Consider the following 14,310-nt stretch of genomic DNA (forward strand, 5'->3'; position numbering starts at 1 on the left):
GCCACGAGCCCTTTTTAGTTAATAAATACTCTATTCAGTATTTTGGAGATAAGTATGTATAAAAAACTCCGATTGATAATTGGTGTTGCCACTATGTTATCTTGGGCAGGACAAGGTAATGCGCAGGAAACAAACAATACAACACTACCACTTGATGCCTTTGCCAGTTTACCGGCTATGACTCAAGCTACAGTGCCCTTAGATGGCTCTAAATTAGCCATTATTAGAGCAACATCTAAGGATGGGGATTATATCGTTGAGATCCGGCCAACCAACGATTTAGCAGCAGAGCCTGTACGTTTAGGTGCAAGTAGGATGGAAATAACCGATATTGGCTGGTTAAACAATGACAAGCTATTAGTTAATTTTCGTCAAAATATTCAAGATGGTAACGATAATTATTGGGTGACTAAAGCCGCGATTGTTAATGGCGATGGTAAAGGCGACTGGAAAATCCCCTTTCCTAAAGAAAATAGAGCTAACTTTGAGGTGTTGTCCGTTTTAGCAGACGATCCCGATCATATATTGTTAACCTATGATATTAACAATAACCGTATCCCTGATGTTATTAAATACAACATTAATACTGGCTCTACGCAAACGATTCTGCGTGGTAATGAAACCGTCAGCAACGGTTTTATTCCTGACCCTAAAGGTGAAATCAGAGCCGGTTCAGGTTATGACCGCGCGACTAATTCCATCAAACAATATGCACGTGTGAGTGGCGAAACCGATTGGAAAGAAATCTATAGCAACTCGCCAAATGACCGCGAAAACTGGGACTTTTTGTATTTTTCACAAGAAAATACAGATGAGGTTTATGTCAAAGCCAATCTCGGGGAAGACACGACCGGAATTTATACTTACAACATTCGCACGGGTAAATATTCCGAGCGTCTGTTTGGTTTAAAATCTTTGGATGTAGATAGCGTGATGCTTGGTGCTAAATCTTCTAACCGTGGCCAACTTTTGGGTTTTAGTTACACTTCAAAACACCCCACACGTTATTTTTTAGATGCTAACGAAGAGGCTATTTATCAAGGTATTGAAGCGCTTTTTCCAGACAAGTTTGTATCCTTAGTCAGCCGTTCTGAGGATGATAATGCCATTGTTATTCGTACTTCGTCAGATAAAGATCCGGGTAGCTATTACTTAATGAGTGATAAAAAGAAGCTGGATTTTTTAGGTGAGCGCAGCCCTCTCATCAAGCCTGAACATTTATCTGACGTAAAATTTGTTAAATACACTGCCCGCGATGGCCGTAAGATCCCCGCTTATATCACAGTACCTAAAGGCAAAGGACCATTCCCTGCCGTGGTAATGCCACATGGCGGACCTTGGGTACGTGATGTCGTCATATATGATGAGTGGTCCCAATTGCTTGCCCACCATGGTTACATTGTTATTCAGCCGCAATATCGCGGATCAACAGGTTTTGGCCTTGATCACTGGAAAGCCGGTGATAAAAAATGGGGCTTAGAAATGCAGGATGACAATGATGACGCCGCCCTGTATTTGGTCGAAAAAGGTTTGGCTGACAAGGATAAACTCGCCATTTTTGGTTGGAGTTACGGCGGTTATGCCGCATTTGCTGGCTCCATGCGTAAAAACAATATTTATCAGTGTTCCATTGCAGGCGCAGGTGTTACCGACTTAAGCCGGATAACCGCAACTCTGTTTGGTGCTAGCCGCTATGGCAGAATATATCAAGCACCGACGGTCAAAGGTGTATCTCCAATTGAGCATGTAAAAGATCTCAACGTACCTTTGTTGATTATTCATGGCGACATTGACCAACGAGTTCCAGTTGAGCAAAGCCGTTTGTTTGTTGATGCATTGGAGAAACTCGATAAGGATTTTAAATACGTTGAATTAAAAGGTGCTGACCACTTTTCCAATACTTTGTATTATCGCCATAAGACTGAGTTTTATACTGAGTTGTTAGATTGGTTAAAAAATAAGTGCTAATACTGCACTCATAAAAAACTCGGCAAATGCCGAGTTTTTTATTTTATACATCAAGGAGATTATTGTTTTACGCAGCTCTTTCAACCGAAATATGAGCTAAACCAATTAAGGCCTGTTTATAATCTGATTCAGGTAGAGGCGCTAAGGCAGCAATCGCCTGGTCAGCAGCATCTAAAGCTTGTTGCTTAGTGTACTCTAAAGCGCCAGTGTCACTCATTGCTTGCATAATGGCAGTAAAGTGCTGCATGCCATCGCCAGTTTCTATTGCGTTTTTAATCAACTGTGCTTGAGTGGCATTGCCATGCCACATGGCATAAAGCAGAGGTAAGGTGGGTTTACCTTCACTTAAATCATCACCAACATTTTTACCCATCTCATCGCTGTCGGCAGCGTAATCCAGAATGTCATCGACTAATTGAAAGGCAGTGCCCAGATACTTTCCATAGTCTTGCATAGCTAACTCAATTTCAGGAGACTGTTTGGTTAGTACAGCAGCTAACAGTGTCGCCGCTTCAAACAACTTGGCGGTTTTGCAGTAAATAACCTGCATATAGCGCTCTTCACTGGTAGCTGGATCATTACAATTCATCAGTTGCAATACTTCCCCTTCTGCAATGACGTTGGTGGCATCAGAGAGTATTTCCATTACACGCATTTGTTGCAAACTGACCATCATCTGAAACGAACGACTATATAAAAAATCGCCCACTAGTACACTGGCTTGATTGCCAAAGACCGCATTGGCTGTTTCACGCCCTCTGCGCATAGTGGATTCATCGACTACATCATCGTGTAATAAAGTTGAAGTATGAATAAATTCAATAATAGCGGCGAGTGTGTGATGTTGATTATTTTGAATATTCACCGCTCGGGCTGCTAACACAGTTAACAGAGGTCGTAGGCGTTTTCCACCACTGTTGACGATATAAAAACCTAACTGATTAATCAGTGAAACGTCTGAATTGACTTGATGTTGAATCAATTCATTAACAGCCAGCATGTCTGTCTGGGCTAATTGACGTATTTCTTCTAATTCCATAGCCAAAATAGTGAGCTCTCTGTGTTCTGATGCTTAGTATAATTGGGCATGGATTTTACAGAAATTAGCTTGAGTATCCAGCAACACTTTCCTTCGATAAATCAATAAGATCCCTTGTTCCAGAAAATGCCGCAAATTTAACCAAATAATTTGTATTTTGGGCTTGCTTGAAAATAAGCCATCACGTACAATTCGCGCCCTGTTTTTGAATATAGCGTTATGAACGCAGAGCGGAGTTAAGTATGTACGCGGTTTTCCAAAGTGGTGGTAAACAACACCGTGTGGCCGAAGGCCAAACCGTTCGCCTAGAAAAGATCGAAGTGGCTCCAGGTGAGTCAGTAGAATTCGGTGATATTTTAATGGTGAGCAATGGTGACGATGTTAAAATTGGTATGCCTTTTGTTGATGGTGGCAAGGTTACAGCTGAAGTTGTAACTCATGGTCGTGGCGATAAAGTCAATATCGTTAAGTTCCGTCGTCGTAAACATTCACGTAAACAAATGGGGCACCGTCAGTGGTTCACGGAAGTGAAAATTACTGGCATTAGCGCTTAATAGGAGTTCGCAGAGATGGCACATAAAAAAGCTGGTGGTAGTACAAACAACGGCCGTGACTCAGAAAGTAAACGTCTTGGTGTTAAGCGTTTCGGTGGCGAGTCAGTTTTAGCCGGTAATATCATTGTTCGTCAACGTGGTACTAAATTCCACGCTGGTACAAACATGGGTATTGGTAAAGATCATACTTTATTTGCATTGTCTTCTGGCAAAGTGCAATTTGAAGTTAAAGGTCCTAACAACCGTAAATTTGTAAGCATTATTGCTGAATAAGTAATAATTGTTAGCTGTATTGAAAGGCCCCGCTACAGCGGGGCTTTTTGTTGGAATCAGATAAATTATCACTACCCAAAATCATTGGGATTGCACGGCCGCGACAAATGAATGACACCCCATGAGCTTAGTTCACTAAGTAATTGGGGCGAATGAATGCAGCCAACAAACGTGCAGTTTCAAGGATGAAGGGTATATACTGGTTGCACTTCCGATAATTAGTTGAGTATTGAGTAAGTAATGAAATTTGTAGATGAAGCGAATATTCGTGTAGAAGCCGGTGACGGTGGAAATGGTGTAGCCAGCTTCCGTCGTGAAAAATATATACCTGATGGTGGACCTGATGGTGGTGACGGCGGTGATGGCGGCAGTGTCTATTTAGTTGCGGATGAAAACTTAAATACTCTTATTGATTATCGTTTTGAACGTTTTCATCGTGCTGAACGCGGTAAAAATGGCCAAAGTTCGGATTGCACTGGACGTGGCGGTGTTGATTTAGAGTTGCGAGTACCCGTTGGAACTCGCGCCTCTGATGTGGAAACTGGTGAGGTTCTTGGCGATTTAACCAAGCATAATCAACGAATGAAAGTCGCTCAAGGTGGTTATCATGGTTTGGGTAATGCACGTTTTAAAACCAGCACTAATCGTGCCCCGAGACAAAAATCTGATGGTACTCCAGGTGAAATAAGACAACTTAAACTTGAATTAATGCTGTTGGCCGACGTAGGTTTGTTGGGCATGCCAAATGCGGGAAAATCAACCTTTATCCGCAGTGTTTCCGCCGCAAAACCTAAAGTCGCTGACTATCCTTTTACTACCCTAGTACCAAATTTAGGTGTAGTGCGCTTGGATGCTAATCGTAGCTTTGTGATTGCTGACATTCCTGGGTTGATTGAAGGCGCAGCAGATGGTGCTGGTTTAGGTATACAGTTTTTAAAACATCTAGAACGCTGCCGTGTGTTATTGCACATTATCGACTTATTACCGGCTGATGGTTCTGATCCTGTAGATAACGCCTTAACCATTGTTGCTGAATTAGAAAAATATAATCCTAAGTTAGCGGCTAAACCACGTTGGTTAGTCTTTAACAAAGTGGATTTGTTGTTAGAAGATGAAGTAGCTGAAATCACCCAGCGCATTTTGCAAGAATTAGACTGGCATGATGAATACCATTATATTTCTGGGATTCAAAAACAAGGCACTATGGAACTTTGCCATAAGGCCATGGAATTTATCTCTACCCTTCCTGCTGAAGTCATTGAAGAGTTGCAAGAAGATGTCGGTTTTAAGTGGGATACCTATCATAAAGATTCTGTTGAAGATAAATATTCGAATTTTGATGACTTGCAAGACGACTTAGATGACGACGATGATTTTGATGAAGACGATTATGACGTTGAAGTTATTTATAAAAAATAGCCATTAAGTACTGATAAATAAGGTTCTAAATGTTGATATCCATGATCGCCGCGATGGCAAAAAATCGAGTTATTGGGGCTGGCAATGCTATGCCCTGGCATCTACCGGCAGATCTAAAGCATTTTAAACAAACTACCCTAGGTAAGCCCGTAATCATGGGGCGGCTTACCTACGATTCAATTGGTAAAGCTCTGCCCGGCCGTTTGAATATAGTGATCAGCCGTGACCCCACATTACAATTACCAGACGCTATTACCGTGACAAGTGCAGAACAAGCAATCACTGCCGCACAGAGTGCTGCAGAAGTGATGGTAATTGGTGGAGGTACTATCTATGAATTTTTTCTGCCACTGTGTCACAGACTCTATTTGACCCATATTGAACTAGACGTGCCAGGAGATACCTACTTTCCTGACTATATTGCTGCAAGCGAATGGCAACAAAGCGACCTACAACAGCATCTTGCCGACGATAAAAACCCGCACAACTATAGTTTTGTTACACTCGACAGAAAAGTGCGCTAGCAATACGCTCCACTAAAACTTGATTTATTTTATTCTGCCCATATTAGATTAAACTCGTTACTTCAAAGCTCGGCTTGTTAACACTAATTCATACGCTATCGAACCTTCGGTAGCATTTCGACAATCAAAAAGGAGATTTAAATGGCAACAGTTACATTAAAAGGCAATGCATTTCAAACAGTTGGCGAATTACCTGCAGTAGGTAGCAAAGCTCCTGACTTTAAATTAGTTAAAACTGACCTTTCAGAAGTTAGCTTAAAGGATTTTGCCGGTTCGAGACTTGTTTTAAATATCTTCCCATCGGTTGATACCGGCGTATGTGCGACTTCTATCCGCACTTTCAATCAAAAAGCCAGTGAGTTAAGCAACACCAAGATTTTATGTGTATCAGCTGATTTACCTTTTGCTGCCGCACGTTTTTGTGGCGCTGAAGGTATTGAAAATGTGGGTACCGGTTCAAGCTTCAGAAGTACTTTTGGTCAAGACTACGGTGTGAGTTTTACAACTGGCCCATTGGCTGGCTTATTATCACGTAGTGTTGTGGTTATCGATGAAAACGGCGTTGTTGTTTATGTTGAGCAAGTCGCTGAAACAACCGAAGAGCCAAACTACGCAAGTGCTACGGCAGTTCTATAATAGTTACTTTCTATATACAGTAAAAAAGCCTCGTTTGAGGCTTTTTTTACAATTAATGAAAATAAGATTTAACTAAGAGGATTAAATAAAGCCTCAAGGTTTAAACCTTTGTGCCCCAACATATCGCGCAATCTGCGTAAGGCTTCAACTTGAATTTGTCTGACTCTTTCGCGGGTCAAGCCAATTTCTACACCCACATCTTCTAGGGTTGATGGTTCATAACCTAATAAACCAAAACGTCTTGCTAATACTTCACGTTGTTTGGGATTCAGATCTTCTAGCCAATGTACGATGTTAAGTTTGATATCAGTGTCTTGCAGTTCTTCTTCAGGACCATTGCCACGTTCATCTGCGATAACATCTAACAATATTTTGTCATTTTCGCCACCGATTGGGGTATCTACTGAAGTGATACGCTCATTAAGACGCAGCATTTTAGTGACATCCATTACGGGTTTATCAAGGGCTGCGGCAATTTCTTCGGCACTGGGTTCATGATCAAGTTTTTGCGCTAGTTCACGAGCGGCACGTAAATAAACATTAAGTTCTTTTACCACATGGATAGGTAGACGAATGGTCCGAGTTTGATTCATGATAGCGCGTTCGATGGTCTGCCGTATCCACCAAGTGGCATAGGTAGAGAAACGGAATCCACGTTCAGGATCAAATTTTTCGACGGCTCTAATAAGCCCGAGATTACCTTCTTCGATTAAATCCAACAGTGCTAAGCCGCGGTTATTATAACGTCTAGCGATTTTAACCACTAATCTGAGATTGCTGACGATCATACGTTTGCGTGAGGCTTCGTCGCCTTTTAAAGCTTTGCGCGAAAAATAGACTTCTTCTTCGGCGGTTAAGAGCGGAGAGAATCCGATTTCACCCAAATATAACTGGGTTGCATCAAGATTTTTACTTGTATCATCCTGACTAATCAAAACATCATCTGACTGATCATTATCGTCTTTTTCAGCTTTAGCCAGTTCTTGTTCGACAGAGGCTTCAATATCATCAAAAGCATCAACTTCGACCACTTCTACTTTTACTTGACCCATAACAGTGACTCCTTAAAAACAATTATTGTTTCTTAAACATCTCCTCATTTCTCTCTTATAATTTATTGTTATTATCTTTTTGGTAAAAATTTCAAAGGGTCAATCGACTTGCCTTTGTATCTCACTTCAAAATGAAGCTTAACCTGATCGGTTCCACTTTTACCCATAGTGGCAATCTGTTGCCCTGCTTTAATCCATTCTTGTTCTTTAACTAATAATTGGTCATTGTGTGCATAGGCTGTTAAATAAGCGTCTGAATGCTTTATGATAACCAAATTCCCAAAGCCACGCAGAGCGTTGCCTGTGTAGACTACCTTTCCGTCGGCTGCCGCCAAAATTGGCGAACCTATATTTCCAGCAAAATCTAAACCTTTATTACCTTCTTCTTTAGCTGAAAACCCTCTGGCAACAGCATGTGAAGTAGGCCATAACCAGCTCGACACTTGGTTAGGAAATTCACCGATCGAAGACTCAACTGAGTCCTTCTTTACAATTTTTTCACTTTTACCATACGCCTGCTTTGATGGGTGGTCAACTGCTTGATTTGACTTTATTTTTGAGGTCTGACCACTGCCTGCTTTGTCTTTGGATTTGATTGAAGTTGGCGTTTTTTTCAGTAAAATTTTTTGACCTGGATAAATATTGTATGGCGGGCTGATGTTATTAATTCTAGCGAGATCCTGATAGTCATTGCCACTAAACCAGGCGATGGAAAACAGCGTATCTCCTTTTAATACCTTGTAGCTATCCCCTTCAAATGACTCAGCTTCAAAGTCTCTGAATGTCTTACCTTGATAGATCTCAACCACAGGTGCAGGTTGTTTTCTGCTTGAACAGCTAATCAATACACTCAAGGTCAGCAATAACACGCTGTGACATACTAGTCTGACAATATTTCTGTCTACTAGGATTTTTCTCAATTCAACTAACGGTAAGCAGTATTTCATTGCTGTGCTGTTTTGTTGCCTAGACGTTCGAGTAAAATCACCATAACGATGCCTGTCAGCATAAGCAATAATGAATAAGTCAGATAAGCAGGTTGCTGACTCACGACTTCAAAAGTATGAGGCAAAACATTGTCTTGCACTAAAGGGATCACTTTACCATGCCTATCTACAACAGATTCCAAAGTTGTTTTCCACGGCCACACCTTATTTAGCGAGCCAAGCATAAAACCGCCCAACAAGGCTAAAGTAAGAGTTTTATAATGTTTGAACATCCAACTTAGTACATGGGAAAAACTGAGTAGACCAACAACACAGCCCCCTGCAAAACATCCTAAAGTGAAGAATTGCAATTCTTTAACGGCTAACATCATAGGGCCATACATGCCCAGCAATAACAAAATAAAACTACCTGAAATACCCGGCAGAATCATCGCACAAATCGCAATCATGCCTGATACAAAGACGATAAAAGGTGAACTTTCAATGGTAGTTGGGCTAATTGTGGTTACCCAATAGGCGCTGATAACACCAAGAATAAAAGCGCCAACAACAGCTAAAGACCATTTTTCTATATGCCTAAGTACCGACCAAACACCCGCTAAAATCAAACCAAAGAAAAACGCCCAGAGTAAATTGGGATAATGATCGAGTAAAAATATAATAAGTCGTGAGAGGCTTAATAAACTGAGGAGAACGCCACTAAATAAAGCCACTAAAAAGGTGCCGTTAATATACTGCCATGCGGCTTTTAACCCTTGAGAAAACAGCATTTTTACTGCGCTAGGACCGCATTGTTTTAACGAGAAGATCAATTCTTCATAGATACCCGTCATAAAGGCTATGGTGCCACCGGATACACCAGGTACCGCATCCGCTGCGCCCATCAACATGCCCCTCGCCGCAATACCGGCATATTGTTTGAGATTTCTAGCTTGCTGCATTTCTATTCCTTTAAAGTCATTGGTGGCTAGATAATATTGCCTGGAACTAAAGGCACAAAACGCACAGCTTCGATAATTTGAGTTTCAAATTCATCGTCCACTCTGGTCACACATTGCAGTTGTTGATTTTCTTGCCCTACAGGGATAATCAAACGCCCACCATTATTAAGCTGAGCATAAAGTTGTTCAGGGATACGGCTGGCAGCAGCGGTTACTATAATGGCATCAAAGGGGCCCTTACTCGCCCAACCTAACCACCCGTCGCCATGTTTCATCGCTACATTATGTAGGTTCAGTTGGTTCATTCGGCGTTTTGCCTGAAATTGCAGGGTTTTAATCCGTTCTACTGAATAAACTTTTTGAAATAACTGCGCCAGCACTGCAGTTTGATAACCTGAACCGGTGCCAATTTCTAATACATTTTGTGGATTATTTTCTGACTTCAGGAGCAACTCAGTCATACGCGCGACAATATAGGGTTGAGAGATAGTTTGCCCTTGGCCTATAGGCAAAGCGGTATTCTGATAAGCCTTATGGCGTAGGGCATCAGGGATAAATAATTCACGAGGAATATTGGCGATTGCGCCTAATACTTTGTTGTTAGTGATCCCTTCTTGGGCTAATAGTTGGGCGAGACTATCGCCTTTACGTAAAGTGGCTCTCATGTATTGCTTGATCCAGAGTCAGTAGCTAATTAATTATTGTTGTTGTTGTTGTTGTTGTTGTTGTTGTTGTTGTTGTTGGTTTTCAAAATGGCTGCTCCAATGCTGCATGTCAACTAAACTTTTATAAGCCGTCATGTCCACCAATAAGGGAGTAATAGCACAGAATCCGTCTGCAAAAACACCGTCATCATTACTGAGCAAAATATTCATCTCTTAGTCCACTTCATAATGCTGTTGTATATCAACAATTTCTCTGACTACTGAGGTGGCAAACGCTCCAGCAGGTAACTCAAAATTAAGTACCAGTTGATCATCCGTCAGTTGCCATGACATATTTTCAGGCAATAATCTAAGTGCGCGGCGTTCTTGTTTTAAACCGAGTTTTTCAAGGGCAGTGGTGACTGTTGGATAATCACTGGCAATAGTGCTTTCATATTCAAGGGCAGCTAACTGCGACGCAAGTTCACCCTGCCCCCATAGCGGTACTGATAATTGAATATCGCGGCTGTTAATTCTTTGACCTATAACTTCATCAATTTGCTGGGCGCAGAAAAAACTCGCACTGCCTGCCAACAACATCACATCGCCAGCCAATGTTTGCGTAAACAAACCATCAGCTATACGACGGCTAACAAACTCATTAAATAACCACGAGCGCAGAGCCGAAATCGCCATAGAGCGTTTATTACGATTGCGGATTTCTTCACCATCTAACATTTTTTCGGCTAAAACTAAATTACCACCACGAGCATCATAGCGGCTATCACCAAAACGTTGGGCACCATAATAATTTGGTACGCCCTTTTCAGCCACCCTGTTCAAGCGCTGTTCAATATCAGCTGTATTCAATAAATTGCGAATTGTGATACAAAAACGATTACCTTTAAGCACGCCTGTACGCAGTTTTTTATCATGACGGATAGCCTTTAATACTTCAGCACCTTCAACATTCAACGCTGTCCAGTCAAATTCAGCTTTACCCGGTTTATGCACACTAAACCACTGTTCAGTAATGGCGTATTTATCTTTACGTCCAGCATAAGTCACATCACGAGCCGAGACCCTAGCAAACTTCGCAATTTGTTCAGCTAAAAAAGCAGTGTTAAGTCCGGCCTTACGTACCCATAAATAAATATGCTCACCTTGGCCAGTTGGCTCATAACCGAGTTTTTCTATTACTTGAAAATCAGCCATCTCAACTTTTAATTGACCGGTAGCCTTTGGTGCGGCCTCAAGATAATGCCAATGAGCAGTTTGCATCATTGTATTTTACCTACCAGCAATACCACCGCATAAGCAGCGATGCCTTCTTTACGCCCAGCGAATCCTAGTTTTTCAGTAGTAGTGGCTTTAACATTAACTTGTTGCGCTGTGGTTTGCAGATCGTGCGCAAGGTTTGCCACCATAACACTAATATGCGGTGCCATTTTAGGTGCCTGCGCAACAATGGTGATATCTACATTGCCGATAGCATAACCTTTGTCGTGCGCAAGTTGATAAACAGTGCGTAATAATTGACGACTGTCCACCCCAGCGAATACCGGATCAGTATCGGGAAAATGGCGGCCAATATCACCTAAGGCTAATGCGCCTAATATGGCATCACATAAGGCATGGATAGCCACGTCACCATCGGAATGGGCCAACAAACCTTGCTCGTAATCAATAGTGGCGCCACCTATCACAATAGGCCCACTGCCACCAAATTTGTGCACGTCATAACCATGACCAATACGAATATTCATCACTCTCCTTTATCTTCAATTGCGGCTAGCGGGCTTAAATAGCTGGTCGCCAAAAAGAGATCTTCTGGCTGGGTAACCTTAATGTTGGATGCTCGCCCCTCAACTATTTTAACCTGACCGCCATACTGTTCGATGGCTGAGGCTTCATCGGTAATAGCGATCTTTTGAATTTGAGCTGTTTGCAGGGCAAATTTAAGCAGAGCTAATGGAAAAAACTGCGGTGTTAAGGCGTGCCACAAATTGTCCCGCGATTCAGTCTTAATGATCAATTGATCAGCATTGGCGCGTTTCATGGTATCGCGCACCGGCGCAGCCAAAATACCGCCAACCTCGCCTTGCTCTGCCAACTTGAGTAACTTAGTTAAATCTTCTGCATGCAAACAAGGGCGGGCAGCATCATGTATTAATACCCAAGGCTCACTGGCATCAACGGCATTTAGCCCAGCTAAAACTGAATCACTGCGTTCTTCGCCACCTGTCACCACACTTATACGTTTGTCTGCAGCAATGGCTAGTTGCTTAAATTGCTTATCATCTGGATGTAACACCACAATCACCCGCCCTATTTGTGGGTGAGCAAGTAAATTATTTAGGGTGTGTTCTAGGATGCTCTTACCAGCGATAAGTAAATATTGTTTAGGGCAGTCTGCGCCCATGCGTTTACCAATACCGGCAGCCGGCACTACCACAGTAAATTTAGTTGTTATTGTCATCTGCATTAATTTTCGGAAGGTAAAATACGATAAAACGTTTCGCCCTGTTTAATTAAACCTAGATCATTGCGCGCTCTTTCTTCGGCGGCATCTAGGCCAATTTTTAAATCTTCGATATCGGCAATTAATAGGCTGTTACGTTGTTTAAGGTTAGCGTTCTGAATACTTTGGATTTCAACTTCTTTTTGCATGCTCAAGTAATCAGGAATACTGTTTTTACCAAACCATAAGCGATATTGGAGCATAACTAGCAAGCAAAGTAATACGGCACTTACCCACTTCATGTTGTTATCCTCCTATCGTTGTTATTTAGGCTATTATGCCGAGCTTTTGCCGGATGCTCCAGTTAAACGAGTCAATTGGGACTGCAGATTAAGATTACACAGCCTTGGCAGCCTGATTATTTCACTAATTGCGAGCCCAAAAGCCTAATTTGGGTGAATTACTGCTAAAAAAGAAGCATTTTTTTTCACTAATTTAACGCCTTACCCTTGAGATCAATACCACTAACCCCATCTATGCTCGCAGAACTGGTTTCTAACTAAATTCTGAACAATTGAAAATTTGATTGTTCAACCTAACTCTCGATCTATCGAGAACAAAACTAACTTAATCATTGGAATTTTCAGGAGATTTGAAAATGGCAATTCGTCCTTTAAACGATCGCGTTATCGTTAAGCGTCAAGAACAAGAAAGCAAATCAGCCGGTGGTATCGTTCTTACTGGTTCAGCGGCTGAAAAATCAACTCGCGGTGAAGTTATCGCTGTGGGTAATGGTCGTACTTTAGACAACGGTACTGTTAAAGCAGTTGACGTTAAAGTCGGCGACATCATCATCTTCAACGATGGTTACGGCGTTAAAACTGAAAAGTTAGATGGTAAAGAAGTGCTTATCCTAAGCGAAAACGACATTCTTGCAGTCGTTGAATAATTAAGAATAAGCCCCCGTTAATCAGAATTCAGAGGAAATAATATCATGGCAGCTAAAGAAGTTCGTTTTTCACAAGACGCCCGCAATAAAATGTTGGCCGGCGTTAATATCTTAGCCAACGCAGTAAAAGTAACTTTAGGACCTAAAGGTCGTCACGTAGTACTAGACAAATCATTTGGTGCTCCAACCATCACTAAAGATGGTGTATCTGTAGCGAAAGAAATCGAACTTGCTGACAAGTTTGAAAACATGGGCGCTCAGATGGTTAAAGAAGTTGCTTCTAAAGCCAATGACGAAGCCGGTGACGGTACCACTACTGCCACTGTATTAGCCCAAGCTATCGTGACTGAAGGTTTAAAATCTGTTGCTGCGGGCATGAACCCGATGGATCTTAAACGTGGTATCGACAAAGCCGTTATCGCAGCAGTTGAGCAATTGAAATTATTATCTGTACCTTGCGCTGACAGCAAAGCTATCGCCCAAGTAGGTACTATCTCTGCAAACTCAGATTCAGAAGTAGGCGAGTTAATCGCTAAAGCTATGGATAAAGTGGGCAAAGAAGGCGTTATCACCGTTGAAGAAGGCCAAGCCTTACAAAACGAATTAGACGTCGTTGAAGGTATGCAATTCGATCGCGGTTATTTGTCGCCTTATTTCATGAACAACCAAGAAAACGGTTCAGTTGAATTAGACAGCCCTTACATTTTGTTAGTGGATAAAAAAATCTCTAACATCCGTGAAATGTTGCCTGCTCTTGAAGCCGTCGCTAAAGCTTCTAAGCCTTTGTTAATTATTGCTGAAGATGTTGAAGGCGAAGCCCTAGCCACTTTAGTTGTTAACAACATGCGTGGCATCGTTAAAGTAGCGGCGGTTAAAGCACCTGGTTTTGGTGATCGTCGTAAA

Annotated in this window: 18 protein-coding genes; 8 read left to right on the forward strand and 10 right to left on the reverse strand. The window is 41.8% G+C overall.

Annotated features, from left to right (window positions below; translation table 11 throughout):
• The first annotated feature begins 54 nt into the window (after window positions 1-54).
• A complete protein-coding gene (locus AX660_RS03145; protein ID WP_068372423.1) occupies window positions 55-1,968 on the forward strand; it encodes an alpha/beta hydrolase family protein in 1,914 nt (637 codons plus the stop codon).
• A 67-nt stretch (window positions 1,969-2,035) separates the two neighbouring features.
• Here the strand turns inward: AX660_RS03145 and ispB are convergent, their stop codons facing one another.
• A complete protein-coding gene (gene ispB, locus AX660_RS03150) occupies window positions 2,036-3,007 on the reverse strand; it encodes an octaprenyl diphosphate synthase (protein WP_068372426.1) in 972 nt (323 codons plus the stop codon).
• 242 nt (window positions 3,008-3,249) lie between these two features.
• Here ispB and rplU point away from each other — a divergent pair, with 242 nt between their 5' ends.
• The 5 genes from rplU (at window position 3,250) to tpx (ending at window position 6,413) form a co-directional block, all read left to right on the forward strand.
• Window positions 3,250-3,561 (forward strand): 50S ribosomal protein L21, encoded by a 312-nt coding sequence (rplU, locus tag AX660_RS03155; RefSeq protein ID WP_068372429.1) that lies wholly within the window; start codon window positions 3,250-3,252, stop codon window positions 3,559-3,561.
• A 15-nt stretch (window positions 3,562-3,576) separates the two neighbouring features.
• Window positions 3,577-3,834: a 50S ribosomal protein L27 gene (rpmA, locus tag AX660_RS03160; RefSeq protein ID WP_068372432.1), complete on the forward strand. Its 258-nt coding sequence runs from the start codon at window positions 3,577-3,579 to the stop codon at window positions 3,832-3,834.
• A gap of 240 nt (window positions 3,835-4,074) precedes the next feature.
• Window positions 4,075-5,253 (forward strand): Obg family GTPase CgtA, encoded by a 1,179-nt coding sequence (gene cgtA / locus AX660_RS03165; protein ID WP_068372436.1) that lies wholly within the window; start codon window positions 4,075-4,077, stop codon window positions 5,251-5,253.
• Between the two features lie 41 nt (window positions 5,254-5,294).
• Entirely contained in the window at window positions 5,295-5,777 is a 483-nt protein-coding gene (gene folA / locus AX660_RS03170; protein WP_082768786.1) for a type 3 dihydrofolate reductase, read from the forward strand.
• A 141-nt stretch (window positions 5,778-5,918) separates the two neighbouring features.
• Window positions 5,919-6,413 (forward strand): thiol peroxidase, encoded by a 495-nt coding sequence (gene tpx / locus AX660_RS03175; protein WP_068372443.1) that lies wholly within the window; start codon window positions 5,919-5,921, stop codon window positions 6,411-6,413.
• Between the two features lie 68 nt (window positions 6,414-6,481).
• On the opposite strand, the gene rpoS is transcribed toward tpx, so the two are convergent.
• From rpoS to ftsB, 9 genes are all read right to left on the reverse strand, one after another.
• Window positions 6,482-7,465: an RNA polymerase sigma factor RpoS gene (gene rpoS, locus AX660_RS03180; RefSeq protein ID WP_068372446.1), complete on the reverse strand. Its 984-nt coding sequence runs from the start codon at window positions 7,463-7,465 to the stop codon at window positions 6,482-6,484.
• A 71-nt stretch (window positions 7,466-7,536) separates the two neighbouring features.
• Complete coding sequence (locus AX660_RS03185) at window positions 7,537-8,328, reverse strand: peptidoglycan DD-metalloendopeptidase family protein (RefSeq protein ID WP_068375060.1); 792 nt, start codon at window positions 8,326-8,328, stop codon at window positions 7,537-7,539.
• 80 nt (window positions 8,329-8,408) lie between these two features.
• Window positions 8,409-9,353, reverse strand: a complete 945-nt coding sequence (locus tag AX660_RS03190; RefSeq protein WP_068372449.1) for a DUF368 domain-containing protein — start codon at window positions 9,351-9,353, stop codon at window positions 8,409-8,411.
• A 26-nt stretch (window positions 9,354-9,379) separates the two neighbouring features.
• Window positions 9,380-10,018 (reverse strand): protein-L-isoaspartate(D-aspartate) O-methyltransferase, encoded by a 639-nt coding sequence (locus AX660_RS03195; protein ID WP_068372452.1) that lies wholly within the window; start codon window positions 10,016-10,018, stop codon window positions 9,380-9,382.
• A gap of 33 nt (window positions 10,019-10,051) precedes the next feature.
• Window positions 10,052-10,228 (reverse strand): hypothetical protein, encoded by a 177-nt coding sequence (locus AX660_RS23155; protein ID WP_157884301.1) that lies wholly within the window; start codon window positions 10,226-10,228, stop codon window positions 10,052-10,054.
• A gap of 3 nt (window positions 10,229-10,231) precedes the next feature.
• Window positions 10,232-11,278: a tRNA pseudouridine(13) synthase TruD gene (truD, locus tag AX660_RS03200; protein WP_068375062.1), complete on the reverse strand. Its 1,047-nt coding sequence runs from the start codon at window positions 11,276-11,278 to the stop codon at window positions 10,232-10,234.
• A complete protein-coding gene (gene ispF / locus AX660_RS03205; protein WP_068372455.1) occupies window positions 11,278-11,763 on the reverse strand; it encodes a 2-C-methyl-D-erythritol 2,4-cyclodiphosphate synthase in 486 nt (161 codons plus the stop codon). Before ispF ends, truD begins: the two co-directional genes overlap by 1 nt.
• Window positions 11,763-12,476 (reverse strand): 2-C-methyl-D-erythritol 4-phosphate cytidylyltransferase, encoded by a 714-nt coding sequence (gene ispD, locus AX660_RS03210; protein WP_068375063.1) that lies wholly within the window; start codon window positions 12,474-12,476, stop codon window positions 11,763-11,765. Before ispD ends, ispF begins: the two co-directional genes overlap by 1 nt.
• A 5-nt stretch (window positions 12,477-12,481) precedes the next feature.
• Window positions 12,482-12,760 (reverse strand): cell division protein FtsB, encoded by a 279-nt coding sequence (ftsB, locus tag AX660_RS03215; protein WP_068372458.1) that lies wholly within the window; start codon window positions 12,758-12,760, stop codon window positions 12,482-12,484.
• A 356-nt stretch (window positions 12,761-13,116) separates the two neighbouring features.
• Between ftsB and AX660_RS03220 the strand changes: the two genes are divergently transcribed.
• Complete coding sequence (locus AX660_RS03220; RefSeq protein WP_068372461.1) at window positions 13,117-13,407, forward strand: co-chaperone GroES; 291 nt, start codon at window positions 13,117-13,119, stop codon at window positions 13,405-13,407.
• Window positions 13,408-13,452: 45 nt separating this feature from the next.
• Window positions 13,453-14,310: chaperonin GroEL (gene groEL / locus AX660_RS03225; protein ID WP_131811769.1), on the forward strand; the 858-nt coding region annotated here is incomplete at its 3' end.

The sequence above is a fragment of the Paraglaciecola hydrolytica genome (assembly GCF_001565895.1).
Lineage (GTDB): Bacteria > Pseudomonadota > Gammaproteobacteria > Enterobacterales > Alteromonadaceae > Paraglaciecola > Paraglaciecola hydrolytica.